This is a genomic window from Paraburkholderia sediminicola (assembly GCF_046026675.1).
Taxonomy (GTDB): Bacteria; Pseudomonadota; Gammaproteobacteria; order Burkholderiales; family Burkholderiaceae; genus Paraburkholderia; species Paraburkholderia sediminicola_F.
Window position 1 is genome coordinate 31,762 of record NZ_JAQQEY010000002.1, and the last position, 24,935, is coordinate 56,696.

The 24,935-nt window shown below is 61.5% G+C and carries 29 protein-coding genes; 16 read left to right on the forward strand and 13 right to left on the reverse strand.

Annotated features, from left to right (window positions below):
* Nucleotides 1-14: 14 nt before the first annotated feature.
* Both PQQ86_RS19910 and hpnA read right to left on the reverse strand, forming a co-directional pair.
* Nucleotides 15-626, reverse strand: coding sequence for a hypothetical protein (locus PQQ86_RS19910; protein WP_408270517.1), 612 nt, complete (start codon nt 624-626; stop codon nt 15-17).
* A 227-nt stretch (nt 627-853) separates the two neighbouring features.
* Nucleotides 854-1,864: a hopanoid-associated sugar epimerase gene (gene hpnA, locus PQQ86_RS19915; protein WP_408270520.1), complete on the reverse strand. Its 1,011-nt coding sequence runs from the start codon at nt 1,862-1,864 to the stop codon at nt 854-856.
* A gap of 130 nt (nt 1,865-1,994) precedes the next feature.
* Between hpnA and PQQ86_RS19920 the strand changes: the two genes are divergently transcribed.
* Complete coding sequence (locus PQQ86_RS19920; protein ID WP_120293712.1) at nt 1,995-2,288, forward strand: acylphosphatase; 294 nt, start codon at nt 1,995-1,997, stop codon at nt 2,286-2,288.
* Between the two features lie 115 nt (nt 2,289-2,403).
* On the opposite strand, the gene egtD is transcribed toward PQQ86_RS19920, so the two are convergent.
* Nucleotides 2,404-3,387 (reverse strand): L-histidine N(alpha)-methyltransferase, encoded by a 984-nt coding sequence (egtD, locus tag PQQ86_RS19925; protein WP_408270524.1) that lies wholly within the window; start codon nt 3,385-3,387, stop codon nt 2,404-2,406.
* A gap of 607 nt (nt 3,388-3,994) precedes the next feature.
* Between egtD and rarD the strand changes: the two genes are divergently transcribed.
* On the forward strand, nt 3,995-4,891 hold the full coding sequence (rarD, locus tag PQQ86_RS19930) for an EamA family transporter RarD (protein WP_408270527.1): 897 nt from the start codon (nt 3,995-3,997) through the stop codon (nt 4,889-4,891).
* A gap of 29 nt (nt 4,892-4,920) precedes the next feature.
* On the opposite strand, the gene PQQ86_RS19935 is transcribed toward rarD, so the two are convergent.
* Nucleotides 4,921-5,460: an Mpo1 family 2-hydroxy fatty acid dioxygenase gene (locus PQQ86_RS19935; RefSeq protein ID WP_408270530.1), complete on the reverse strand. Its 540-nt coding sequence runs from the start codon at nt 5,458-5,460 to the stop codon at nt 4,921-4,923.
* A 91-nt stretch (nt 5,461-5,551) separates the two neighbouring features.
* On the opposite strand from PQQ86_RS19935, the gene PQQ86_RS19940 reads away from it, so the two are divergent.
* Complete coding sequence (locus PQQ86_RS19940) at nt 5,552-6,265, forward strand: Crp/Fnr family transcriptional regulator (RefSeq protein WP_408270532.1); 714 nt, start codon at nt 5,552-5,554, stop codon at nt 6,263-6,265.
* Between the two features lie 160 nt (nt 6,266-6,425).
* A complete protein-coding gene (locus PQQ86_RS19945) occupies nt 6,426-7,037 on the forward strand; it encodes a lytic transglycosylase domain-containing protein (protein WP_408270535.1) in 612 nt (203 codons plus the stop codon).
* A 63-nt stretch (nt 7,038-7,100) separates the two neighbouring features.
* On the opposite strand, the gene PQQ86_RS19950 is transcribed toward PQQ86_RS19945, so the two are convergent.
* From PQQ86_RS19950 to PQQ86_RS19975, 6 genes are all read right to left on the reverse strand, one after another.
* A complete protein-coding gene (locus tag PQQ86_RS19950) occupies nt 7,101-7,985 on the reverse strand; it encodes a 4-hydroxy-tetrahydrodipicolinate synthase family protein (protein WP_408270538.1) in 885 nt (294 codons plus the stop codon).
* Between the two features lie 2 nt (nt 7,986-7,987).
* Nucleotides 7,988-8,329: a hypothetical protein gene (locus PQQ86_RS19955; RefSeq protein ID WP_408270541.1), complete on the reverse strand. Its 342-nt coding sequence runs from the start codon at nt 8,327-8,329 to the stop codon at nt 7,988-7,990.
* A 297-nt stretch (nt 8,330-8,626) separates the two neighbouring features.
* Nucleotides 8,627-8,998 carry a hypothetical protein gene (locus PQQ86_RS19960; RefSeq protein WP_408270544.1) on the reverse strand — a complete coding sequence of 124 codons (372 nt, stop codon included), beginning with the start codon at nt 8,996-8,998 and terminating at the stop codon, nt 8,627-8,629.
* 226 nt (nt 8,999-9,224) lie between these two features.
* A complete protein-coding gene (locus tag PQQ86_RS19965; RefSeq protein WP_097394999.1) occupies nt 9,225-9,485 on the reverse strand; it encodes a hypothetical protein in 261 nt (86 codons plus the stop codon).
* Entirely contained in the window at nt 9,478-10,227 is a 750-nt protein-coding gene (locus tag PQQ86_RS19970; protein WP_408270548.1) for a DNA/RNA non-specific endonuclease, read from the reverse strand. Before PQQ86_RS19970 ends, PQQ86_RS19965 begins: the two co-directional genes overlap by 8 nt.
* Nucleotides 10,228-10,603: 376 nt before the next feature.
* Nucleotides 10,604-10,963, reverse strand: a complete 360-nt coding sequence (locus PQQ86_RS19975) for a DUF3564 domain-containing protein (RefSeq protein ID WP_408270551.1) — start codon at nt 10,961-10,963, stop codon at nt 10,604-10,606.
* Between the two features lie 160 nt (nt 10,964-11,123).
* Between PQQ86_RS19975 and PQQ86_RS19980 the strand changes: the two genes are divergently transcribed.
* On the forward strand, nt 11,124-11,798 hold the full coding sequence (locus PQQ86_RS19980; RefSeq protein WP_408270554.1) for a DUF4410 domain-containing protein: 675 nt from the start codon (nt 11,124-11,126) through the stop codon (nt 11,796-11,798).
* Nucleotides 11,799-11,852: 54 nt separating this feature from the next.
* On the opposite strand, the gene PQQ86_RS19985 is transcribed toward PQQ86_RS19980, so the two are convergent.
* Nucleotides 11,853-13,538, reverse strand: coding sequence for an acid phosphatase (locus PQQ86_RS19985; RefSeq protein WP_408270557.1), 1,686 nt, complete (start codon nt 13,536-13,538; stop codon nt 11,853-11,855).
* A 115-nt stretch (nt 13,539-13,653) separates the two neighbouring features.
* Nucleotides 13,654-13,941 carry a hypothetical protein gene (locus PQQ86_RS19990; protein WP_408270560.1) on the reverse strand — a complete coding sequence of 96 codons (288 nt, stop codon included), beginning with the start codon at nt 13,939-13,941 and terminating at the stop codon, nt 13,654-13,656.
* Between the two features lie 175 nt (nt 13,942-14,116).
* Between PQQ86_RS19990 and PQQ86_RS19995 the strand changes: the two genes are divergently transcribed.
* Nucleotides 14,117-15,088 carry an IclR family transcriptional regulator gene (locus tag PQQ86_RS19995; protein ID WP_408270564.1) on the forward strand — a complete coding sequence of 324 codons (972 nt, stop codon included), beginning with the start codon at nt 14,117-14,119 and terminating at the stop codon, nt 15,086-15,088.
* Between the two features lie 91 nt (nt 15,089-15,179).
* Here PQQ86_RS19995 and PQQ86_RS20000 read toward each other — a convergent pair whose 3' ends face one another.
* Nucleotides 15,180-16,256, reverse strand: coding sequence for a porin (locus tag PQQ86_RS20000; RefSeq protein ID WP_408270567.1), 1,077 nt, complete (start codon nt 16,254-16,256; stop codon nt 15,180-15,182).
* Nucleotides 16,257-16,694: 438 nt separating this feature from the next.
* On the opposite strand from PQQ86_RS20000, the gene PQQ86_RS20005 reads away from it, so the two are divergent.
* The 10 genes from PQQ86_RS20005 to PQQ86_RS20050 are packed head-to-tail and all read left to right on the forward strand — an operon-like array spanning nt 16,695 to nt 24,900.
* The gene (locus PQQ86_RS20005) at nt 16,695-17,009 is read left to right on the forward strand and encodes a non-heme iron oxygenase ferredoxin subunit (protein ID WP_020068683.1); all 315 of its coding nucleotides are present in this window, start codon (nt 16,695-16,697) and stop codon (nt 17,007-17,009) included.
* A gap of 1 nt (nt 17,010) precedes the next feature.
* Complete coding sequence (locus tag PQQ86_RS20010) at nt 17,011-17,322, forward strand: recombinase-like helix-turn-helix domain-containing protein (protein ID WP_200561120.1); 312 nt, start codon at nt 17,011-17,013, stop codon at nt 17,320-17,322.
* Between the two features lie 49 nt (nt 17,323-17,371).
* Nucleotides 17,372-18,469, forward strand: coding sequence for an aromatic ring-hydroxylating dioxygenase subunit alpha (locus PQQ86_RS20015; protein WP_408270570.1), 1,098 nt, complete (start codon nt 17,372-17,374; stop codon nt 18,467-18,469).
* On the forward strand, nt 18,462-19,238 hold the full coding sequence (locus PQQ86_RS20020) for an SDR family oxidoreductase (protein WP_408270573.1): 777 nt from the start codon (nt 18,462-18,464) through the stop codon (nt 19,236-19,238). The genes PQQ86_RS20015 and PQQ86_RS20020 overlap by 8 nt, the downstream gene beginning before the upstream one ends.
* A 26-nt stretch (nt 19,239-19,264) precedes the next feature.
* Nucleotides 19,265-19,792 carry a cupin domain-containing protein gene (locus PQQ86_RS20025; protein WP_408270576.1) on the forward strand — a complete coding sequence of 176 codons (528 nt, stop codon included), beginning with the start codon at nt 19,265-19,267 and terminating at the stop codon, nt 19,790-19,792.
* A gap of 46 nt (nt 19,793-19,838) precedes the next feature.
* Nucleotides 19,839-20,729, forward strand: a complete 891-nt coding sequence (locus tag PQQ86_RS20030) for an alpha/beta fold hydrolase (protein WP_408270578.1) — start codon at nt 19,839-19,841, stop codon at nt 20,727-20,729.
* 21 nt (nt 20,730-20,750) lie between these two features.
* Nucleotides 20,751-21,632, forward strand: a complete 882-nt coding sequence (locus PQQ86_RS20035; RefSeq protein WP_408279243.1) for an IclR family transcriptional regulator — start codon at nt 20,751-20,753, stop codon at nt 21,630-21,632.
* Nucleotides 21,629-22,426: an SDR family oxidoreductase gene (locus PQQ86_RS20040; RefSeq protein ID WP_408270581.1), complete on the forward strand. Its 798-nt coding sequence runs from the start codon at nt 21,629-21,631 to the stop codon at nt 22,424-22,426. The genes PQQ86_RS20035 and PQQ86_RS20040 overlap by 4 nt, the downstream gene beginning before the upstream one ends.
* A complete protein-coding gene (locus PQQ86_RS20045; protein WP_408270584.1) occupies nt 22,419-24,077 on the forward strand; it encodes a thiamine pyrophosphate-binding protein in 1,659 nt (552 codons plus the stop codon). Before PQQ86_RS20040 ends, PQQ86_RS20045 begins: the two co-directional genes overlap by 8 nt.
* Nucleotides 24,070-24,900: an aspartate dehydrogenase gene (locus PQQ86_RS20050; protein WP_408270586.1), complete on the forward strand. Its 831-nt coding sequence runs from the start codon at nt 24,070-24,072 to the stop codon at nt 24,898-24,900. Before PQQ86_RS20045 ends, PQQ86_RS20050 begins: the two co-directional genes overlap by 8 nt.
* The last annotated feature ends 35 nt before the right edge of the window (nt 24,901-24,935 follow it).

The window sequence follows — 24,935 nt, forward strand, 5'->3', positions numbered from 1 at the left end:
CATCGACCTTTGCTTCAGCCCTTGGTGAGCATCATGTACATCTGGATCACCATGTCGGGCGAGAACGTGAACGGCACCCACCCGTGGCCGGTGTGGCGCATGACCAGCAGGCGGTCGCCATTCGACTGTTTCTGCACGGCCATGACGGGATTCTTTGTCGACACGAAACGCCAGCCCGGGGGAATGCCCGGTGGCGGTTCCGGCGTCATCGAGGCGCGCGCGTTCGACAATTCTTCGATCAACTGCCCGATCTGCTCGGCACGCAGCGCCACCGTCTGGCCGCCGATCGTCATGGTGATTTCGTTTTGCGCGGGGCGGTTGATTTCGAGCGTGGGCTGCACCTGGGCGGCCGGCGCTTCGCCGGGCGCCGGTGCCGGCTCCGCTGCTTCTGCCGCTATCGCTGCCGTCGTTGCCGTCGTTGCCGTCGTTGCCTCGGACGCAACATTTTGCGTTTTTGATTCCGATGAGGCGTGATTCGCCGCCGGCGTTTCCTGCGCTGCTACCTCTGCGGCGTTTGCAGCGTGTGCGGGTGTCTCGGGGATGTTTTCGGCCTGCGGGGCCACGACAGCCTGGATGAGCTGATCGACGCCCATTTCCAGCGCGCCGAGCTGTTCGTGAAGATTCATGCGAGCTTTCTCTGGTAAGACCTACGATTTTAACTGCTGCGCGTAGGCTTTTACCTGTCGCAAACACAGTGACGTTGTAACAAAGTGCGTGCACGCCGCGCCGGATCGTTCGGAGCAGCGTGACCTGCGTGATGCCGTTTTCGAGAGCCGGTGCGTCGTAGCCTGCGTGAAGGGCCTCATGCCGCCCTACGCCGCTGCCGCTTATCCCGCCCGCGTCAGAGCTTTTATCAAGGCTTCAAATACCCGGCTTGCCTGAACCAATCGATCGCATCGCTCAAGCCCTCGCGATAGGGCCGCGCGCGATAGCCGAGCTCGCGTTCCGCCTTCGCCGACGTGAAGTACATCTTGTTCTTCGACATCTTCAGACCGTCGACGGTAAGGAACGGTTCACGCTTCGTGATCTTGGCGACGGCTTCTGCGCCCGCAGCGAGCGGATAAAGCGGCCAGCGCGGCAAACTCAGCGTCGGCGCCTTGCGGCCGGTCAGCGCGGCGATATCCGCGAGCATCTGTTGCAACGGCAGATTTTCGCCGCCGAGAATATAGCGCTCGCCGATCTTGCCGCGTTCGAGCGCGAGAAAATGGCCGGCGGCCACGTCGTCCACGTGCACGAGGTTCAGCCCGGTGTCGACGAACGCGGGAATCTTGCCGAGCGCCGCTTCGACGATGATGCGCCCGGTCGGCGTCGGCTTGACGTCGCGCGGACCGATCGGCGTGGACGGATTCACGATCACGGCGGGCAGGCCGTCTTCGGCGATCATGCGCTCTACCGCGCGTTCGGCCAGCACCTTGCTGCGCTTGTACACGCCAATCGCCTGGTCGGCTTTGAGCGGCGAGGTTTCGTCCGCGGACTGGCCGGAACTGGTGACTTTCAGCGTGGCCACGCTGCTTGTGTAGACGATGCGTTCGACGCCTTCCTTCAACGCCGCGCGCATGGTCGCTTCGGTGCCTTCGAGATTCGAGCGCTCGATTTCGCTCGGGTCCGGCGCCCACAGGCGATAGTCGGCGGCGACATGCAGCAGATAGCGCACACCGCGCAGCGCGGTGCGCATTGACGCTTCGTCGCGCATATCGCCCACGACGATTTCCGCATCCAGCGCCTCGACGTTTTTGCGCGGACTGGTGGCACGCACCAGCACGCGTACCTTGAAACCCTTCTGTTGCGCGATGCGCGCCACCGACGAGCCGACGAAGCCGGATGCGCCGGTCACGAGCACGAGATCGCGATTCTGTTCGGTCATTCTGTTTGATTCCCTGCGTGACAGTCGACGGATTGTACGTGTCGCGCCGGGGAACTCAGAGAGACCACCGAGCAATGTTGCCGCGACACGTCTAGAATGCCCGCTTGAAAGAATGTGATGAGAGGACGGCATGGCCCCGGATCTGGACCAGCGGATCGAAACATATTACGTGCGGGTGCGCGGCACCGTGCAGGGCGTGGGCTTTCGCCATGCCACCGTGCGGCAGGCCCACGCGCTCGGTATCAAGGGATGGGTGGCGAATCTCGACGACGGTTCCGTCGAAGCCATGTTGCAAGGTTCGGCCAACCAGGTCGACCGGATGCTGTCGTGGCTGCGTCACGGGCCGCCGGCGGCGCGCGTGACCGAAGTGACCGGCGAGGAGCGCGCGACCGAAAAACGTTTCGAGCGGTTCGAGCAGCACTGAGTACGTAAGTGAGCTTCACCCAAAACAAAGGCGGCGCGCCATCACCTCGATGGCGCGCCGCCTTGCAGTTTGCGCGTCCTGTTTGTCCGCTTAGTCAGCCGATAACGCTTTGCGCCTAGCGCGCCACCAACAAACTCTCAGCGAACCCCCATCCATCTTCGATCCATTGATGGCTGCACACGAAGCCCGCATCGTCGGCGATCGCGGGGACCTCGTCCGCGCGATATTTGTGGCTGCTCTCGGTCCAGATCGTTTCGCCTGCCTTGAGCGAGACCGTCAATTGCGCGGCGCCCACATGCGCGGTGACATCGCGCTTCGCCCGCAAATGCATCTCGATGCTGCGCGCGTCCGGATTGAAGCGCGCGACGTGTTCGAACGCATCGAGCGGAAAGTCGCCGTCGAGTTCCCGATTGATACGTGCCAGCAGATTCAGATTGAACGACGCGGTCACGCCGACCGAATCGTCGTAGGCGGCCACCAGCACCGGCGTCGGCTTGATCAGATCCGTGCCGAGCAGCAACGCGTCGCCGGGCGCAAGCATGTTGCGGATATCGCGCAGAAAACGCGTCGCCGCGAGCCGGCCGAAATTGCCGATCGTGCTGCCAAGAAACAGGACGAGTAAGCGCTCGTCCGCCGCACGGTCCTGGCTTACCTCGGCGAGCCCGGCCAGGTAATCGCGTTCATAGCCGACGATCGAAATCCGCTCGATGTCACCAAGTTCGCGCCTGCACAACTGCAACGCGCTGCGCGAAATTTCAATCGGGAAGTAAGAAGTGGGGCGCTTTTTACACAGCGCTTCCAGAATGCGCCGCGTTTTGCGGCCGCTGCCGCTGCCCAGTTCAGCGACGGTCACGTCGTGCGGCAGATGCGCGACGATGTCCGCTGCGTGCTTCGCGAGCAGACGCTCCTCGGCGCGTGTCACGCCGTATTCGGGCAGTACGGTGATCACTTCAAACAACGCAGAACCCACTTCGTCATACAGATACTTCGACGGCAACTCTTTTTGCGGCGCGTGCGTGAGTCCGGCGCGTACTTCGGCGGCGAAGGTGGCGCGGAGTAGGTCGGGCGATGCGTCGTGCGATAGGGCTGGCTGGGTCATGCTGGCTCCAGTAGTCACATTCGATGAGCGGGATTGCTGGCCGGGCGGTGGCAGGTGCAACGGAGCGCAATTGCTCGCAGTTGCTGTATGCCGCGGGAAAGAAGGGCGGGCTCGGTCCGTATGGACTGCCTATGCCGGCCCGGCTCATTGATGCTGTGATAACAGTTGAAAATGACGGTTGCGACGGATATCCAAGATGTCTCAGATGACGTTGCAAACGATGCCGCTAGACTTCGTAGCAAGATTCGCGCTTACACGACTGCGCGGAAAGTTGCCGGCGTTGCAACTGCGGATTTGCCTGTCGCGCGTGAAGTTATGTTCTAGTGCATTGGCGCGCGATGCGCACGGGAAAAATTGCTATTGACTGCAAGGAACGTACGGGCACGTTGTTCGGAAACCCGTCTAGAATGCCGGCTTGCATCGCATATCGAAGATAAAAACGCAGCGCTTGATACGCACTACCCGCCGCACTGCCTGCTTGTGAGACTTTACTTCCAATGACAACAACTCGAGGCGCGCAGCCGTATGCTGCGCCGCACACACCTGCACCTGCATCCATTCGCGCACCTGCACTGCATGTCAAAGCGATTGCGCCACGGGCCGCGCAATGAACCAGTATGACCCAAAGCGCGGTATTGCGTTGTCGGTTGGCGCGTCGGCGATGTTTGCTTTACTGTCGGCTTACGCCAAGCTGCTTACGCCGTTGAGCGGTCTCGACATTTTCGCGTGGCGAGTTGTGTGGACTGTCCCCGGCGCGCTATTGCTGATCATGTTGCGCAGACGCCTGCCGATTCTCCGGCAACTTCTTTACCGCATGGTGACGGAGCCGACGCTCGGCGCGGCGATGGTTGTCAGCGCGGCTTTGCTGGGCGCGCAACTGTGGGTGTTTCTGTGGGCGCCGCTGCATGGGCGCATGCTCGAAGTCTCGCTCGGCTATTTTCTGCTGCCGCTTGTGATGGTACTGGTGGGACGCTTCTACTATCACGAGCGCCTCGACGGTCTGCAGTGGCTTGCTGTTATCTGCGCCGCGTTGGGCGTCGTGCATGAACTGTGGATGACGGGTGCCTTTTCGTGGCCCACGTTGCTCGTCGCGCTCGGCTATCCGCCGTATTTCGTGCTGCGCCGCAAAATCAATCAGGATTCGCTCGCCATGTTCACGGTCGAAATGGCGTTGCTGTTGCCCGCGGCGGCTGTGTTCATCATCATCGGTGGTTCGTTGGCGATGATCGGCGGCCGTATCGACATGTGGTGCTTGTTGTTGCCGGGACTCGGTGCGCTCAGCACCATTGCGCTGGCTTCGTATCTAAAGGCGAGCCGTTTATTGCCGGTCGCCTTGTTCGGCATTCTTGGCTATGTCGAACCGGTGTTGCTCGTGTTTGTCTCGATCACGCTGCTCGGCGAGACGCTCAGCGCCGCACAGTTAGCCACGTATGTTCCGATCTGGATGGCGGTTGCGCTGACGGCCTTGCATAGCGTGCGGCTCGTTCGGTTTGCGCCGCGTTGAGCTTCGGCCACTGAATCACATGCCGCGGTTCAACGATGCGCTGCTGCACGATCCGCATTGATACGCGTTGCGCCGACCTGTGCTTCGATCGCTTCGCGCAGCGCCGGCCGCCAGCCAAAACCGAACAACGCTTCAGCGAGGACAAAGAGCGGTCCGATCAGCAGACCGATCACATCGTCGACAAATGCCGGCTTGCGATGTTCGTATGCCACATGGCCGATAAACTGAAACACCCAGCCGACCACGAAGAGTCCGATGCCGGAGGCGAGCCAGGTGAGGGTGGTTTGCGCGGCGAGCCACTTCCCGCACGCGACGCATAGCACCGATACGACTGCCATCATCACGCCGAGCGGCACGTCGAGCACGAGGTAATAGACGGTGGCTGCGGCGAACAACACCCACGCGGGCGGCAACGCAAATGGCAGCGCGCCGACGTTGAAAGCAGGCCGGCTCAACAACACCGCCAGCGCCAGCACGATCATCGGAATGCCGATGAAATGCGTGGCGATATTGCGCCGGTCACGATGGTAGGCCGCGTATTGCGTAAGCTGTTGCGTCAGCGTTCTCATGGATGCCGCTCCTCAATCAAAGCCAGCATAATCGCGGGCAGCGGAATTTGAAACCATCGGGTAGCCGACAATCGGGCACGGATACCGTTCTATGACTGCGAGTTTTTCATCCAATGAGCTTGCCGCGCGGCTTGAACGCAGCGCGTGGTTTCGCTCGGCACCCGCTGCCATGCGGGCGCCGCTGATCGAAGCAGGGCGCGTCGAGCACCTCGCGGCCGGTGAACGGCTGTTCACGCGCGGCGATTCCGACGACGGCCTCTATTGTGTGCTCGACGGTCTGGTGAGAATCGGCGCGGCCAGTTCGGCCGGCAAGGAGGCGTTGCTCGCAGTCATCGAGCCGGTCAACTGGTTCGGCGAGATCGCGTTGTTCGATAACCGCCCGCGAACCCATGACGCGTATGCCGAACGTGATTCAGAGCTGTTTCATGTGCCGCGCGCCGCGCTTGCCGCGCTGCTCGAACGCAAGCCCGAGTATTGGCATGTCTTCGGTTTGCTGTTGGCGCAAAAGCTGCGCCTCGCTTTCGACGCGATTGAGGAAGCCGCCTTGCTGCCCGCCGCACCGCGCGTGGCGCGCCGCTTGTTGTTGATGGCAGGCGGCTACGGCGAACCCGGCGCATTGCGACACGTACTCAAAGTGCCGCAGGAGGACCTCGCGATGATGCTGGCTCTGTCGCGGCAGACGATCAATCAGGTGCTCAAGCAGTTCGAAACGCAGGGTGCGTTAAAGCTGGGCTATGCGGAAATCGAAATCACCGACGCGCAAAAGCTCAGGGCGCTAGCCGATCCGAATCCGGCCGCGGACTGATCGCCTCGATCTACCCGCAAAGCGCGACGCTGCCTCCCCTATACGTTCACTCACGCGCCGCTGCATCTTTATAAGCATTTTACGGCGCACCCCTATTTCTTTGGCGATTCGCTATACCAAGCCCGGTAACGTCGATGTACCCCGGTCAGGAAGCGAATCTATGCATGAAAATAGCGCTCTGAATGGTGCCCAGGTACAACGAAACCTTCGCCGCAAAGCCGGCCTGAAGGTGATGTTCGCGGCGATCGTCTTCTCGCTCGCCGCGGCATCGCAGGCCGCCGACGCGCAGTCGGCGTTGCCGTTGGCCGCTCCAACTGTCGCGAGCGACGCAGCGCCTGACGCCGGCTTGCCGGCGCTCAGCGATATCACCGCCATGCTGCGCGCGCAGTTTCGCGTTGCGCCATTGGAATCCATGAAGATCGCTCGCGCGGTATTGATCGAAGCCGAGCGTCAAGCCATCTCGCCGGTATTGCTGCTTGCCGTGATGTCGGTCGAGTCGAGTTTCGATCGCCACGCGGTCAGCATCGCAGGCGCGCGAGGGCTGATGCAGGTCTTGCCCGCTGCGCATCCGCAATTGATTGCGGGCACAACCGACTTATCCGATCCGGCAATCAACGTGCGGATCGGCTCGACCATTTTGCGCGGCTACCTCGATCAAAGCGGTGGCGATCTCGATGCCGCGCTCGTTCGCTACAGCGGCGGCGGCCGCGGTTACGCGCAGCGCGTCGTGCTGCGGATGCAGCGCCTGGACGCAAGTTTGCGCCACGAATGATGAACTCATTCGCGGCGCATTCCTCCTCGGACCCTCTTGTTGTTGCTCCAGCGCTTTAGCGCTTTAGCTCATCGCTCCGGCAAACTCGGCGCGCAGATCCTGCAACCTGTCGCGCGCGGTGCCCAGGCGCTCGACGAGTTGTGCCGAAGCGCGCATGATCGGCATACGCGTTTCGTCGGTCATTGAATGATCGAATGCCAGCATCGCCTTGATCGCGGACGGATTGGGTGCGGCGAACAGCAGACGCAACACGGGCAGCAAGCTGGCGAACAGATTGCGCTCGTCCGGATCGCGATCGGCGCGGATCAATTCCTGTACGGCAACCAGCAGGTCCGCGCAAACATGTGCGCTCGCCAGAATGCCACCGGTGCCGCCGCTGTGCAGACAGTCGTCCAATGCTTCATCGGTGCCGCACAGCACGTTGATCGGCAGGCCGCGCAGCTTGCTGAAATGGTCCTTCACGCATTCCTTGATGGCGACGATGTTGCTGTATTCGACCAAACGCGTGACCGTATCAGGCGCGATCGTCACACCGGTTCGATGCGGCACGTCGTACAGAACGATAGGGCGTTCGGTGGCGAGTGCGGCCTGTTCGAAATGCCATTGCACGCCGGCCTGATCCGGGCATACGTACGATGGAGGAGACACCAGATAGCCCGCGCAATCCCAGCGCTCATAGCGCTGAATATCGTGCAGGACGTCGCGCGTATTGGCGCCGCCGACGCCGATCAGCATCGGCAGACGCGAGCCGATCACATCGGTCAGCGCCTGCAAGACGGTGAGGCGTTCGGATTCCTGTAACAAAGCGGCTTCGCCCGTCGTGCTCATGGCGACAAAACCGCTGATCTCTGTGCGCAGAAAATAGTCCGCGAGGCGCTGCAACGCGTCGACATCGACTTCACCGTTGCGAAACGGGGTGACGATGGGCAACCAGATTCCTGAGAACATGATTAGCGCGCCTTTGCGACGGCATGGCGGCGCTTCAATGGTCCGATGAGTGCTGCAGGGAGTGTCGAGATCAGCGTATGCAACGTGAAGTCGAGGTCGTCGAGCGCAATGTCGAGTTGCACGCGCACTTCTTCGCGCACGGCCTCGGTGCTGACCACATACACGCCGAGCGGCGAATGAAGCAGTGTGCGGAGCTGGGTGCCAGGAAGGTCGCGCGGGGGATGAGGCAGGGTGATCTGCAAGCGGGCGCGGGCCGCGGGGAAGGGAATGACATTGTTGCGCTGGACCGGCGGCGCGCTAAGCGGCTGCGTTTCGAAGTTGTCGATTGATTGCGTGAGTGCCATTTGATGCGGCGTTCGTTGACGCCATGGTTGATCAAGACAGTTCGAGATTAGACGTCTACGGGTAAACGCAGTGCAAAAATTCGGGTGTCCGCTGAAAAAATCGCGGGGACTAGACGAGTTGCTCGATTTGAATCATGAGCCGCGCTGGCAATTTGACTTTGCATGAGCTTCAACCAGACCCATGCGATGCGCCCATAAAAAAAGGCGAGTCGTGAGACTCGCCCTCCCTGAACGGCAGAGTTCGGCTTCGATTAACTACAGATGCCTGGCCGGTGCATGCCGAATACCGATCACGTGTTATTGCGTTTTCGTCGTGTCGGTCTTTGCGCCGTCGGCTTTTGCCGGGGCATTGCTGGCCTCTTTCGCGCTCTCCGTCTTTGTCTTGCTTGCGCTTGTATCTACTGCAGTCTTCTTGGTGGTCTTATGGGTCTTTGCCGTGTGGCTGGCGGAAGCCTTTTTCACGTGCGCCTTCGTAGCGGCCTTGGTCGGCGCTTTCGTCGTGGCGGTGCTTTCGTTCGTGGCGCCCGCTTGCACGGCGGTGCTCGCCTTCAGATTCGCTTGACCGGCGGGTTGCGTTTGCGCCGGTTGCGCGGCTGCCGGTGCTGCGGTTTGTGCGAATGCGGTCGATACGACGAGAGCGGAAGCGAGAGCAGCGAAAAGCGTCTTCATGATGTAACTCCTGGTTAAACCGGTTGTTCTTGTGTCGCGGCTGAAATGTTTCAGCGCTGCCGGTTTAACGTTGGCGGGAAGACAGCAGTTGACGATGCTCTGGTGACAAAACGTAACGGCGGATACATATCGGGGTCCTGAATCAGCCCGAAGCGGTTTCGCGTCCCGCCCGCGAAGGCGACGGGGAAATCCCATACCTTCGCGCTTTGGCGATTGTGTGAATGCGCTATTGAAACGGATTCTGCACGACGCCAGGTTTTGCATCCGGCTCGTCCTTCACCTTCGCCGGCAGATTGGTCTGTGCCTGCAGCGCGGCCACTACCGCATCGATCGCTTCCTTCAGCGCCAGGGCCGCCTTCAACCCACGCTGGTCCTGAGTCAACGCTAGCGTTCCGTTCAGCACCACGCGTGTGGTGCCGTTGCTGACGGTGAGTGCATCGCCCTGGATGTTGAGCACGTCGTCATCGTTCGAATAGGGTTTAAACACCTTTTAGTCCTCCCGGTCGCTGATCTTTGAGGTTCTCCGGTATGCCCGGAAAATGGATGCCCGACGCTGTCTCGAGTTCGTGAATCGTCCTGATGTCGTAGCGGTTGGTCGAGACGTTGTCCACCACCACCGCGAATGCCATCTGCCGGGACGGCACGTAGACCACCTTGAACAATTGCGTCGGCACGAAGACGCGTGTTGGTCCGATGGTCTGCAATTGCTGGCCGCTGAAAATCGGCCCGGTGATGACATAGGTATCGTTGTACGACATTGCGATCTTACGCACTGACGTTTCGATACGCGCCCACAAGCGCTGATTGTTCTCGCGATTTTGCGGCACGACGTTCGCCAGCGAAAACGATTGTGCCATCGCTTCCTGATTCCAGCGATTGCCTGCCGGACTCATGTGACCGCGATCGAAGCCGCTGCGTTTATAGTCCGCGAGCGTCGCGCCTTCGCCGTCGGGCAAACGCGCGTCTTCGAAGAACTTGTTGGTGCGCACCATGTCTTTGGCGGCTTCGATATGGTCGCGCGTCAGATGCTCCGCGGACCACAAGGGACCATGCGTGATACCTGAATGCAGCACCGCGAAATCGCTATAGCAAAGCATGCGCGTTTTCGGCGCCATCTTCTGATTGGTCAGAACCGGCCATTGCGCATTCGGGGTGAACTGGGTGCAGGAAGGTGCCGCGCTCGCGTGAGCAGCAGCCGCGAATAACAGACAGGCAAACCACTTCTTCATGTGTCAGTCAGTTGAAGGATCGGGGGCGCAAGTATAGCGTCGCGAGCCGGTGTCGAGCGACGTGGAACGTAGAAGAACGTGAGAGAAGGAAGCGGTTTTTGCGCAGTACCCGCAGTGATGAAAATGCAGCGAGCGGACGAAGCCGAAGAAGCACGGCACAAACCGCTGCACAAAAAAAACGGGCCGCTTTGCAGCGACCCTAATGCGTGGAATTCAAACTCTACGCACGCAAACTTAAGACGGACTTAAGCGCGCGAAATGCGGAGCGCGGAAATGTGGGTCGACGGTCGGGCGCGCACACAAACCCACCCACCCGCGCGCAGGCGGCGCGGTTTGGATGAGTGGAAATTTCGACCGACGAGAAAAGCGCCGAAACCTAATTGCCGAAAACACTGTGTTCGGCGTGCACACTCTGGCGATCGACAGCTTGCAAGCGCCAGAAACCGCTGGTCGGCGAGCGTGTCGGCAAGGCTGTCCACGCTGCGGCACCTTGCGCCGCGCTCACGCGTTGTTTGCGATCGACATGCAATCCGCGCAACGTGCACAGCGGCGCATCCGTGCTCGGCGCACAGAGGGTGGTCACGCCATTGTCGTCGTGTAACTCGCCCCACGGGGGCAGATCGATCCCTTGATGCGCTTCCCTCGACCACCGATGTTCTTCGGTGTCGAGCCATAACACAGCGTAGTCGTGGCTGACGGTGGGATCGGAACCGTTGATGAGGATGGTCAGGCGCATGGCAGTTCCGTACAAAGTGCGAAGTAATGCCTTATCAGTCTATGTCGCGACGCGTGTTATGCAAGGCAAAAAGGTATGGAGATCGGGCACGAAAAAACCTACGCGCGGTGCACACGGCTGTACGATAGCCGCGTCTGAAAGACATTCGCGGAGGCGAGCCATGCTGCGTCGATTGCTGCAAGTCACGATGGTGGCGGGATGCCTCGGCGCGATATCGACGCTCAGCGCAGCCGCGGACAGTCCCCCCTTCGCCGCGCCTGCGCCGATCGTCTATGTATCCGACTTTGACCTCGACGTGGCCAACGTGACACCCGACAGCGGACCGGGGCAACGCGTGCGCCGCCTGCGCGGTCTGCTGCCGAGTGGTCCGGGACCGATGGGCAAGGACAAGAATCCGCAGGACCACGCTAAGGACATCGTGAACGAGATGGCGGACGCGCTGACTGCGGACCTGAAAAAAGGCGGTGTCGACGCGCGCCGTATTGCGCCCGCCCAGCCATTACCCGCAACGGGCTGGCAAGTGCGAGGCGTGTTTCTGAGCGTCGACGACGGCAATCGTCTAAGACGTGCGATGGTCGGTTTTGGTGCGGGTCAGAACGACATCCAGGTGGCAGTGTCGTGCGACAGCCTGGCGACGGATGATTTGCCGCCGCTCTATCAGGCCGTGGAAGACGCCGATAGCAAGGGAAAGCCTGGCGCGGTGATCAAACTCAATCCGTATGTGATCGCGGCGAAGTTCGTGATGGCAAGCGGCGACGAAAAGAAGACGATCGAGAAGACCGCGCAGCAGATCTCAGATGCAGTAATTGCCAAGCTGCACGGGGTGGCGCAGTGATTGATGCACTGCTGCTCACCCCGACGCAATAGGCAAACGCAATAGGTAAGCGGCTCAGGCCAGATCCAGCGTACCGGTCAGATCGCCAAGCGGCACCAAACCATTCTGCGCAAAAGCCCGATCTCGCAAAACGACCCCATCGAGCGGCGCCAGCCCATGCACGCGGCTAATCAGGCGAAGAATCGAATTGGTGTCGTACACCGTGTGATCGACGTACCCCTTCTTCGCCAACGGCGAAATCACCAACGCGGGAATCCGCGACCCCGGCCCCCAGCGGTCGCCCTTCGGTGGCGAGACCGGATCCCACCAGCCGCCGTTCTCGTCGACCGTGACGACCACGACCGTGTTGGCCCACTGCGGGCCGCGCTGAATGTGGTCGATCACATTCGCGATGTGACGATCTCCCGATGCGACGTCCGCGTACCCCGCATGCATGTTCAGGTCGCCCTGCGGCTTGTAGAACGTGACCGCCGGTAACCGCCCCGTATCGATATCGGCGATCAGACGATTGGTGGAGGCGTCGTCGCCGAGGCCCGCGTCGCGCAGATACTTGCGCCGCGCGGCCGTGCCAGGCGCGTAATTAGTGAAGTAGTTGAACGGTTGGTGGTGATACTGGAAGTCAGGTACCGCACCCGTGTCCTGATGCTCCAGCGCGTACTGCCACGCACCGCTGTACCAGGCCCAGTCGACGCCCTTGTCCGTCAAACGGTCACCGATCGTCGCGAAGTTTTGTGGCGGCAGCACGCGCGGATTCGACAGGTCGGCGAGTGCGGGATTACCGCCTTCGGCCGGACGCACATTGCTCGGCTGGTAGGGCGGCGCCATCGTGTTGACGGCGTAGCCGTCGGCGGTAAACGCGCCGTCGTTGACGAATTTCGGCGGACCGTCGAGGGCGGACGCGGGCGAGTCTGCCGCCTGTTTCAGCCACACGCCGGTCGGATCGTCACCTTCCACCACTGAGACCATCTTCTTCGCCGGACTGTTCTGGATGTCAGGATAGAAGGGCGCTTGCGCCGAGATCAGAAAGATGTGGTTCAGCCACGAACCGCCGAAAGCCGCCATGAAGAAGTTGTCGCACAGCGTGTATTGCTGCGCGAGGTTCCACAGACGCAGCGTGTCGGCGGAATTGCGGTAGTGTCCCATCACCAGGCCGCCGGAGTCGCCCCAGGCGGCGAACTGGTTGTTGCGCCCGGCGTTGATCTGCATCTGATTCTGATAGAAGCGATGCACGAGATCGCGCGTGATCACACCGTTCGGCAACGGTGCGCCTTGCGCGTCGGTAATATGGAACGGGCCGTTGCGCAGGTTGGCGATATCCTTCTGACCGATCATGTAGCGCTTGCCGTCCACCTCCTGCGCTTGCGGCACGAGGCCGCCCCAGATTGCCGGCAGGCGCGGCAGCGGCGTCTTGCCGTCGCGGTCGAGTTGCAGATAACGCTCGGCGCTCACCGCATCCAGCGGATGCTGGACGCCGGGAAAGTTGCCGTACAGATTCGCGAAGCTGCGGTTCTCGGCATAGATCACCACGATCTGCTTGACCTGGTCGCGTAACGCGGCGTCGAGCCGCATGTCGGCGGCACTGCGCGGCGCCATGTCGCTCGCGGTACTTTGGTCAGTCTTGCACCCGGTTAGCGCCAGCCCGATACCGACCGCCGCGAGTCCGGTCAGGACACGGCGGCGTTCAGGATCGTCGGGGGTGTCGTCGGGGTTCGGTGGCAGGGTGGAGTCGTTGTCTGTCATCGGTATCTCTCGGAGTTTGCGTGACGGGCGCTTCACAGCCACAAAGCTACCGCTCGGGGCGGCGTGCGCGCGGCACCGGGTTCAAAATCGAGGTGGCCGGAAGGTTCCGGCACGGCTAGGGTAATCGTCGCTTCACGCGCCAACTGTTGTGCGTCGAGTCGACGGCGAACAGAAGCCAATGTCGGGTGTCCACTGGATGACGCCGCCGTGTAGCGTAACGGTCAACGGTCAATTCGAGTTCATCGAAAGTCCGTCGATGGCAGGTGGCATGCGCGCCGGAGCCGTCCGCGAATTCGACTATCGCCGCCGCCGCGCGGGCCGGCTCGGGCAGGTGCGCGATCTGCACTGCGCAGCCCGGATAAAGATGTGAGTCGGCAACCTGGATCTGTACGGAATCGGACATGGACGTGGCCTCCGGACGCCTGGCGCGAGCCAAAGCGCGGCAGTGAGACCTCGCGCGATGGACCGCATCAAAGCATAGCACCGCGCGAAACGAAAATGACCACCGTGTGCTTCGCGCTATCATGCTGATCTGTATCCGATGAACAGCAGAGACAACGGCAAAGACGGCAGCCAAGATGGCAAAAGAAGAGCAGACAGGAACGGGACGCAAGCACGCGAGGCCACGCGGCGCGACGGTTTCGACTCCGCGAGACGATGCGCCCTTGTCCCAGGCGGACGGCGCCGATTCCCCCGATTCCACTGATGAAGAGAGCACCGGCGGATCGACTTATCTCGTGCCAGGGCTGGAGCGCGGTCTTCGCATCCTCGCCGAATTCAGCGCGCGCGAGCCGATTCTGGGCGCGCCTGAATTGTCGAAGCGCATCGGCATTCCGCGCACCACCACATTTCGTCTGCTGCAAACGCTCGAAGCTTTAGGCTTTCTCGAGCGCGTGAACGGCGACCGCTATTTCCGTTTGAGCGTCGCGGTGCTGCGGCTCGGTTTCGAATATCTGAGCTCGCTCGAACTGACCGACGTTGGCACGCCGATTCTCGAACGGTTGCGCGACGCGACCGGCCTCAGCACGCATCTGCTGATCCGCGACCAGCGTGACGTGGTGTTCGTCGCCAAGGCGCAAACCCATGAGCCAATGTTCAGTTCGGTGAAGGTGCATGTCGGCACGCGCTTGCCCGCGCATGCCACGGTGCACGGTCAGGTGCTGATGGGCGATTTGAGTTTCGAAGAATTGCGCCAGTTGTATCCCGAGCCGCAACTCGAACGCTTCACTGAACGCACGCCGGCGACCGTCGAAGAACTGTACGGAAGGGTGCGCGAAAGCGCGGCGCTCGGCTACGCGTTGAGCGAAGCATCTTTTGAACGGGGAATTTCGGTAGTGAGTGCGCCGGTGCGCGACCAAAGCGGCAAGATCACGGCAGCGTTGACGGTCACCATTCCCCGTTCCGATATCGGCGAAGCGGAAGAACGCGAACCGCTCATCATCGCGGTTTGCCAGGCGGCGCTCGAATTGTCCGAACGGCTCAGCTATCGTCCGCGGCCCGACGATCCGACTGCGGCTCAAGCGCGCCGCAGATCGGTTGCGGCGAACTGATTCTGGTTTTCTTGCTGTTTCTGCTCATGTCAAACGGCCCGGCTGCTTTCGCACCCGGGCCGTTTGCTTTACATCGTCGGCATCATTGACATCAGAACGAGTGGTGGATGCCCGTCAGGAAAATCGTCTGGTTCCGGCCGCTCGACACACCCGCTGTAAAGAATGCGGCGTCCGTATTCGAGCCCGCGCGCTCGTACAGCGCATTCACGTACAACTGCGTCGATTTCGACAGCGCGTAGATATCGCCGATCTCGAACTGCGTCCAGCGATGGCCGGCCATCGTCGTGGTCGCGGCGCCACCGGCAACGCTGTTGAACGGCGTGAACTGATAATTCGCGCCCACGTCGTAGCTCTGATACGTGTCCGAATGGCCAGACGATTCCAGCTTCACGCGCGTGTACAAACCGTGCACGAGCAGCTTGCCGAATTGGTATGACGCACCCGCGCCCATATTCTCGACTTTGGCCGCGGTGTAGTTCACCGCCGCGACACCCTGGAAGCTAGTGATGCCCGTCGTCACGATCGACGGCGTACGGTCGTGCTCATTCGCATAGGTCGCGCCAGCCTTGAACGGACCGTTCGCATAGCTAAGCGCAAAGCTCAGCGTCTTGCCGGTCGAGAAGTTGGTCGTGTTGCCGAGGCCCATCATCGCGCCGACCGAGAAACCGCCGAAACTCGCCGAGCGGAACTTCACCGAATTGTCGAACGGCACCACGCCGGTGTCGGCGAGTTCGTCGATGTTGCCCGGGTGGAAGGCGTACCAACTCGCGGCCTGATAAGCCGTGCTCAACGGACCCAGCACGTCGAAGCTGAACGGCGTTTGATGACCGAGCGTCACCGTGCCGAACTGGTCCGAACTCAATCCCACGAACGCCTGGCGATTGAACAGCGTGCCCGCTTTGGCGAATGCCCCCGTGTTGGTATAGAAGCCGTTTTCCAGTTGGAAAACCGTCTTAAGACCACCGCCCAGATCCTCGACGCCCTTCAGGCCCCAGCGGTCCGGCTGCATGTTGCCCTGTTCCTCGATCCACTTCGAATGGCCACCCGCATTGCTGATGTACGCAATACCGGCATCCAGGCTGCCGTATAGCGTCACGCTGCTTTGCGCCCAGGCGCCAGTCGTTGCGCAGATTGCCGTCAAGCCGGCCGCCGCAATGATGTGCTTCACCGTTGGTTCTCCTGATCACACGACGGATAGCTCGCGCCGATTTCGTCGTCCCTGATCCTTGCTTTGGTTGAATGCAGCTTCGGGTTTATGCGCCAAAACTGCTCCGCTTTATGTTCCACCTATGGGCGTCTGTATCGCCTATGGAAAGTATAGTGAGTCTGAAAGTGGTCAAAATAAATTTTCGGGCCCCGTACAAACCCGCATGAGGGCTGCGGCATTTGTCTGAAAATTATGGGAAAACCCAAGCCCAGAAAGGCTCTCAAGTTAAAACAGCCGCTCACGTCAGTTCAGGCAAAGCTGTGTTGCGAACGCCACAGTCGGTGTTTTCCCCTACCAGCTCAGATTTTTATTTTCTCGAGCCAAAGCCACTCCTATAATTATCCATACACGAACTGATGTTCCTTATATGGAACATAAAGCTTCAGGAGAAGGCGAGAAATGACTGAACAATGGCGCTGCGCCGGCCATGCTGGCGACCTGTCCGAAGACGCGCCGCTCGAGTTCAAACTCGACGGCACCGAAATCGGCATCTACAAGGTGGGCGATGCGCTGTACGCGCTGGAAAACGTCTGCCCCCATGCGTACGCGCTGCTGACGCAGGGCTTTGTCGACGGTGACACCGTCGAATGCCCGCTGCACGAAGCTGTGTTCCATATCCCGACCGGCAAATGCCTGAAAGAGCCGGGTGGCCGCGACCTGAAGATGTACTCGGTACGTCTCGCCGGCGAAGAAATCCAGATCAAGGTGGAATGACATGTCAGAACACATCGTGAGCTTCAATCCCTTCCTGAAGCCGTGGCTCGCGCCGCAGCCGAACAACGTTGCCGGCAAGGGCGTGATCGAAAAGCCGGGAGAGACCGAAAACTTCATCTGGCAAACGCGCAAGGCTGAGCCGACCCAATACGAAAACGACTTCGGCGATGCGCTGGAAAAGGTTTTCGAAGCCGGCGCGAATGAGTTGCAGGAAGTCGTCGACGGTTTGAACCGCGTGGGCTTCCGCACGCCGGAAGGCAATGCGTGGAACGCCGATCGCCTTGCCGCCGAATTCCGCCTGCTCGCTGAATAAGCGCGCTCTCCCGCACACGTCTCTTCGCTTTCGCATCCGGAGTCTCTTCATGACGTCCCCCAATACAACGACTCAAGGCGTGGCCGACCCGATCCAGTCTTATCTGAACCGAGGCCTGCGCAATTACTGGTATCCCGTTGCGCCGAGCTGGCAAGTTGGCGACGCGCCTGTCGGCGTCACGCGCCTCGGCGATCAGATCGTGCTGTGGCGCGACAAGGAAGGCAAAGTCCGCGCGCTCGAAGACCGTTGCCCGCACCGCGGCGCGCGTTTGTCGCTCGGCTGGAACCTCGGCGGCAGCGTTGCGTGCTGGTATCACGGCATTGAAATCGACGGCGGCGGCACGGTCACAAAGGTGCCCGCTGTCTCGAACTGCCCGCTGGAAGGCCAGAAGTGCGTGAAGTCGTATCCGGTCGAAGAGCATGCCGGTGCGATCTTCCTGTGGTTCGGCGACGACGCCCATAAAGAACCCACGCCGCTCGTGCTGCCGGAAGAACTGGTGGGCGACGAGTACGCGAACTTTCTGTGCATGTCGAACTGGAAGTGCAATTACCAGTACGCGATCGACAACGTGATGGACCCGATGCACGGCGCGTATCTGCACGCGACCTCGCACTCGATGGCAGAAGGCGACAAGCAGGCCGACATGCGCGTGCGCAAGACCGAAACCGGTCTGATGTTCGAAAAGGTCGGCCAGCGCGACGTGAACTTCGACTGGGTCGAGCTCGGCGAAACAGGCGCGCTGTGGATGCGCCTCGCGATTCCGTACAAGAAGAAGTTCGGCCCGGGCGGCAACTTCGGGATCATCGGCTTTGCTACACCGGTCGACGAAAACAACTGCCAGGTTTACTTCTGGCGCACGCGCAAGGTGTCGGGCTGGCAGCGCGACGCATGGCGCTTCATGTATCGCAACCGTCTGGAAGGTCTGCACTGGGCCGTGCTGGAACAAGACCGCTATGTTCTCGAAAGCATGGCGCCGAATGCACGCGAGCACGAATTCCTCTATCAGCACGACGTCGGCATGACGCGTGTGCGCCGCATGTTCCGTCAGCGCGCGCAGCAGCACTTCGCTGAGCTGGATGCCTATCACGCTCAAGCCGCTCAAGCCGGCACCGCGCAAACCGAAGCAGCAGGCCACAGCCATGCATAACGAAGCGTCCCCGGCATTGGCTGCACTCCAAGGCAGGCGAGTCCTCGTGACGGGCGGCGCGCGCGGCCTCGGCGCGGCGTTCGTTCGCTCGCTGGTGCAAGCCGGTGCGCAAGTCGTGTTCGGCGATGTGTTGCATGACGAAGGCCGGGCGCTCGCAGCGTCGCTTGTCGAGCAAGGCCACGCAGTGACGTATCTGCCGCTCGATCTCGCCGACCCCGTCAGCATCAAGCAGGTCGCCGATCAGGCGGCGGCGCAACTCGGCGGGCTGGACGCGCTGATCAACAACGCGGCGATCACCAACTCGGGCGGTAAGTTCGCCGATGAGTTGTCGATCGACACGTGGGACGCCGTGATGAACGTCAACGTGCGCGGCACGTGGCTGATGAGCACCGCCGCATTGCCGCATTTGCGTGATTCGGGCCGCGGCAGCATCGTCAACATTGCGTCGGATACGGCGATGTGGGGCGCGCCGAAGTTGCTCGCGTATGTCGCGAGCAAGGGCGCGGTGATTTCGATGACGCGTTCGCTGGCGCGTGAATTCGGCGCACATCAAGTGACGGTCAACGCGATCGCCCCGGGCCTCACCGAAGTCGAGGCCACCGCCTACGTGCCCGCCGAACGTCACCAGTATTACCTGCAAGGCCGCGCGCTCACGCGCGCACAAGTGCCCGACGACGTCACCGGGCCGGTGCTGTTCCTGTTGTCCGATGCCGCGCGCTTCGTGACCGGCCAGTTACTGCCGGTCAACGGCGGCTTCGTGATGAATTGATCTTGTCGAATCGAAAGGAGAAAGAGATGGCGGACGCCGATATCGAACGCAAATCGTGGGAACAACCCGCGGACGCGAGCTTTGCACAATGGTTGGACAGCCGCGTCGCGCGCCTGGAAACGCGTCGTTATGACTGGGACGCGCTGAAGTTCCAGGCCGACTACGACCCGAAATATCGCCGCGCGCAAATGCGCTATGTCGGCACGGGCGGCACGGGCGTCACGAAGGACATGAACACGGTGCCCGCAGGCGGCTTCACGTTTTCGACGATGGTGATCCCGGCCGGCAACATCGGTCCGAGCCATATCCATATGGATGTCGAAGAAATTTTCTTCGTGCTGCGCGGCAAGATGAAAGTGATCTGCGAGAAAGACGGCGAAACGTGGGAAGCGGTGCTCGGTGAACGCGATCTGATTTCGGTGCCGCCAGGCGTGTATCGCACGGAAGTGAATATCGGTGAAGAAGACGCATTGATGTGCGTGATGCTTGGTGCGGCCAAGCCGATCACGCCGACGTATCCGCCGGATTCGCCGTTGGCCAGGCTCAAGCGCTAAGCCTTTAAACACCGGCATTGCTTTAAAAACACCCACGAAGGAAATCATGCCCGCAGTCCCGTCCGCTACCGTCGATCAGAACGCTACGTTCGAAGCGCGCCTTGCACGCTTTCCGGCACAGCAGATCTGGCTGGCATCGCAACGCGCGGTGAGCTATCGCGACGTGGATAGCGCAGAAAGCGAAGCGCTGCCTTTGGTGCTGCTTCACGGTATCGGTTCGGGCGCGGCTTCGTGGGTGCAGCAGTTTGAAGTGCTGAGTGAGACGCGCCGTGTGCTGGCGTGGGATGCGCCGGGATACGGCGCATCAACACCCGTAGAAGCCGATTCCCCCGCAGCAGGCGACTACGCAACAGTATTGAAGGAATGGCTCGACGCGCTCGGCATTGAACGCTGCGTGCTGATGGGTCATTCGCTTGGCGCGATCATCGCCGGTGCATTTGCTGTGGCGAATCCGCAGCGCGTGGCCGGTTTGCTGTTGTTGTCGCCGGCTGGCGGCTACGGCGCTTCCGCGGCCGAAGTGCGCGAAACAAAACGCGATCAACGTCTGGCCATGCTGAAAGAACTCGGCCCGCAAGGCCTCGCCGAAAAACGCAGCACCAATATGGTGTCCACCCACGCAAGCGACGAAGCCCGCGCATGGGTGCGCTGGAACATGTCGCGCGTGATTCCCCACGGCTACGCGCAAGCGACGCATCTGCTCGCCAACGCCGATCTCGCAAGCGATCTCGCGCGCTACAGAGGCCGTATCAGCGTCGCGGTCGGCGCAGACGACACCATTACGCCCCCCGAAGCCTGCGAGCGACTTGCTCTCGCCGCCGGCAACAAACTGCAGGTCGTGCCGCGCGCCGGGCACGCCGGCTACATCGAAGCACCCGCCGCGTACACCGCGATCATCGACACGTTCTGCCGCGCAAGCGACGGACAACGGAGCCAATGAATGACGTCCGACACGCATGACATGGTTAGCGCCGAGCGCGACGCGGACGACGACCGCAACGACGCAGACACGAGCAGCGATATCAGCTATCGCGTGCCGGGTCTGGAACGCGGTCTGAAGATTCTGACGGAGTTCTCGCCACGCGAGCCGGTTCTCGGCGCACCGGAATTATCCAAGCGCCTGAAGATTCCCCGCACGACGGTGTTCCGTCTGCTGCAAACACTCGAATCGCTCGGCTTTCTCGAGCGCGCCGATAAGGACCGCAACTATCGCCTCGGCGTCGCGGTGCTTCGACTTGGCTTCGAATACCTGAGCTCGCTCGAATTGACCGACCTCGGTTTGCCGATCATCGAAGCGCTGCGCGACGACACCGGCCTCACCAGCCACATCGTGATTCGCGATGGACGCGATGTGGTGTTCGTTGCCAAAGCGCAAAGCCACGCACCGATTTTCAGCTCGGTGAAGGTGAATGTCGGCACCCGTCTACCTGCCTACGCGACGACACACGGCCAGGTATTGATGGGCGACATGACGCTCGACGACTTGAAGAAGCTCTATCCCGAGCCGGAACTTGAACGCTTCACGAAACAAACGCCGGCCACCATCGACGATCTGTACGAACGCATTCGCGACGACGCCAAGCGTGGCTTCGCGATCAGCGAGTCGTCGTTCGAACGCGGCATTTCGGTGGTGAGCGCGCCGGTGCGCAACGACACGGGTCGGATCGTCGCCGTGATCACGACAACGATTCCGCGCCACGAGATCGATGCGTCGCTGCTCGACAGCGGTCTGATCGACAAGGTCCGCCGCGCGGCTGACGAACTCTCGCAGCGGCTCAACTATCGGCCGACAGGTAGCCCGAACGCGGGCGCGAAATACTTTAAGGCACTGGGGCTCAAATGATTCAAATCGACTTGAACGGACAGGTAGCGGTGGTGACGGGCGGCTCGTCCGGCATCGGCCTCGCGACTGCCGAGCTGTTTCTGCGAGCAGGCGCTTCGGTCGCGATCTGCGGACGCGACAGCGAACGTCTCGCGCAAGCGGAAGCCTCGCTGAAGGCGCAGTTTCCGCAAGCGCAATTGCTGGCGCAAACCTGCGACGTGCTAGACGCGGACGAGGTCGCAGCGTTCGCGCAAGCGGTGCAAACGCGTTTCGGCCGCACCGACATGCTGGTGAACAACGCCGGCCAGGGTCGCGTGTCGACGTTCGGCGACACTACCGACGACGCCTGGCGCGAAGAACTCGACCTGAAGTACTTCAGCGTGATCCGCCCGACGCGCGCCTTCCTGCCGATGCTGCGCGACGCGGCGAACCCCGCAGTGGCCTGCGTGAACTCGCTGCTCGCACTGCAACCCGAGCCGCACATGGTCGCGACCTCGTCGGCACGCGCCGGCGTGCTGAGCCTCATCAAATCACTTGCGGTCGAACTCGCGCCGCAACGCATTCGCGTGAATTCGATTCTGATCGGCATCGTCGAATCGGGTCAATGGCGCCGCCGTTACGCGAAAGAAGCGCAGCCGGGCCAGAGCTGGGAAGACTGGACCGCCGAACTGGCACGCAAGAAAAACATTCCGCTAGGCCGCTTCGGCAAACCCGAAGAAGCCGCTCAAGCGCTCTTTTATCTGGCTACGACGCTGTCGTCCTATACGACGGGCAGTCACATCGATGTTTCTGGAGGCGTTGCACGACATGTCTAACAAAACCACTGTTGGCGAACTGATCGCCGCTTTTCTCGAGCAATGCGGCGTTCAAACCGCATTCGGCGTGATCTCGATCCACAACATGCCGATCCTCGACGCGATCCACAACCGCGGCAAGATTCGCTACGTCGGCGCACGTGGCGAAGCGGGCGCGGTGAATATGGCTGATGGCCTGGCGCGTGTCTCCGGCGGCCTCGGTGTTGCCTTCACCAGCACGGGCACTGCAGCGGGTAATGCTGCCGGCGCGATGGTCGAAGCGCTGACCGCTGGCACTGCGTTGTTGCATGTGACGGGGCAGATCGAAACCGAATACCTCGATAAGGACCTCGCTTATATCCACGAAGCGCCGGACCAACTGTCGATGCTGTCGTCGATCTCGAAGGCCGCGTTCCGCGTGCGCTCGGTTGAAACCGCATTGCCGACGATCCGCGAAGCCGTGCGTGTCGCGCAAACCGCGCCGAGCGGCCCGGTCAGCGTTGAAATTCCGATCGACATTCAAGCCGCCGAAATCGAATGGCCAGCCGATCTGGCCGCACCGCATGTCACCACGCTCACGCATTGCAGCCAGCGTGTCGTGCAACTCGCGGATCAACTGGCGAATGCGAAGCGTCCGCTGTTGTGGCTCGGCGGCGGTACGCGCCACGCACGTGCTGCGGTTGAACGTCTCGTTGCGCTGGGCTTCGGTGTGGTGACAAGCGTGCAGGGTCGTGGCGTGCTGCCGGAAGATCATTCGGCGACGCTCGGCGCGTTCAACGTGCATGCCGCTGTCGAAAGCTTCTACAAGACGTGTGACGCGCTGGTGGTGGTCGGTTCGCGTCTGCGTGGCAACGAAACGCTGAAATACAAGCTGGCGCTGCCGCAACCGCTGTATCGCATCGACGCCGACGCGCTCGCCGACAACCGCGGTTATCGCAACGACATGTTCATTCACGGCGATGCATCGGCCGTTCTCGAAGAACTCGCGACGCTGCTCGAAGGCCGTCTGAAGGTCGATCCGACGTTCGCACAAGACCTGGCTGCCGCGCGCGAAAGCGCCGTCGCCGATGTGGGCAAAGGCCTCGGTCCGTACAAGCGCCTTGTCGACGCGCTACAGCAGGCTGTAGGCCGCGACTACAACTGGGTGCGCGACGTCACGATCTCGAACAGCACGTGGGGTAATCGCATGCTGAAGATCTTCTCGCCGCGCGCGGGCGTTCATGCACTCGGCGGTGGCATCGGCCAGGGCATGCAGATGGGTATCGGCGCCGCACTTGCGGGCAATGCCGCGAAGACCGTGTGCCTGGTTGGCGACGGCGGCCTGATGGTCAACGTCGGCGAACTCGCAACGGCCGTGCAGGAAAACGCCAACGTGATGATCGTGCTGATGAACGATCAGTGTTACGGCGTAATCCGCAACATTCAGGACGCGCAATACGGTGGCCGCCGTTGCTACGTCGATCTGCATCAACCGGATTTTGCGCAGTTCTGCGAGAGCCTGAAGCTTACGCACTACCGCATCAAATCGCTCGACCAGGCCGAGGAGATCATCCGCGAAGGCATGGCGAAGACCGGCCCGGTGCTGGTCGAAGTGGACATGCTGTCGGTCGGCTCGTTCGCCACCGCGTTCGCGGGTCCGCCGGTCAAGGAAAAGGAGCCGGAACATGCGTGAGACCGGCTATGCGGGGCATCACGCACCCGTCGACGTCGCAATGATCGGCTTCGGCGCGATCGGCCAGGCGGTGTATCGCTCGGTCGAGTCGGATCCGACGGTGCGCGTGTCGCACGTGATCGTGCCGGAACGTCATATGGCGTCGGTGCGTGAAGTGGTGGGCGCGTCGGTCGATGTGGTGGCCTCCGTGTCCGCGTTGAGCAGTCAGCCGCATTTCGCGCTGGAATGCGCGGGACACAGCGCACTGGTCGATCACGTGGTGCCGTTGCTGAAAGCCGGTACGGATTGCGCGGTCGCGTCGATCGGCGCGTTGTCCGACATGCTGCTGCTGGACGCGCTCTCCGCTGCGGCCGATGAAGGCGACGCAACGTTGACGCTGTTGTCGGGAGCAATCGGCGGCGTGGATGCGTTGTCTGCCGCCAAGCTCGGTGGCCTCGACGAAGTGCTGTACACGGGGCGCAAGCCGCCTTTGGGCTGGCTCGGCACGCCAGCGGAACAGGTGTGCGATCTGCACGCGTTGACCGAAGAGCGGGTGATTTTCGAAGGCAGCGCGCGCGAAGCGGCGCGCCTGTATCCGAAGAACGCCAACGTCGCCGCGACGATCGCGCTGGCTGGTCTCGGTCTCGACCAGACCATGGTGCGCCTGATCGCCGACCCGAAGATGACGCGCAACGTGCACCGCATCGTGGCCCGTGGCGCATTCGGCGAGATGTCGCTGGAAATGTGCGGCAAGCCGCTGCCGGACAACCCCAAGACGTCCGCACTGACCGCATACAGCGCGATTCGTGCGCTACGCAATCGCGCAGCACGCTGCGTGATTTAAGACATTCGCTGATTAGCTGAAGCAAACCGGAACGA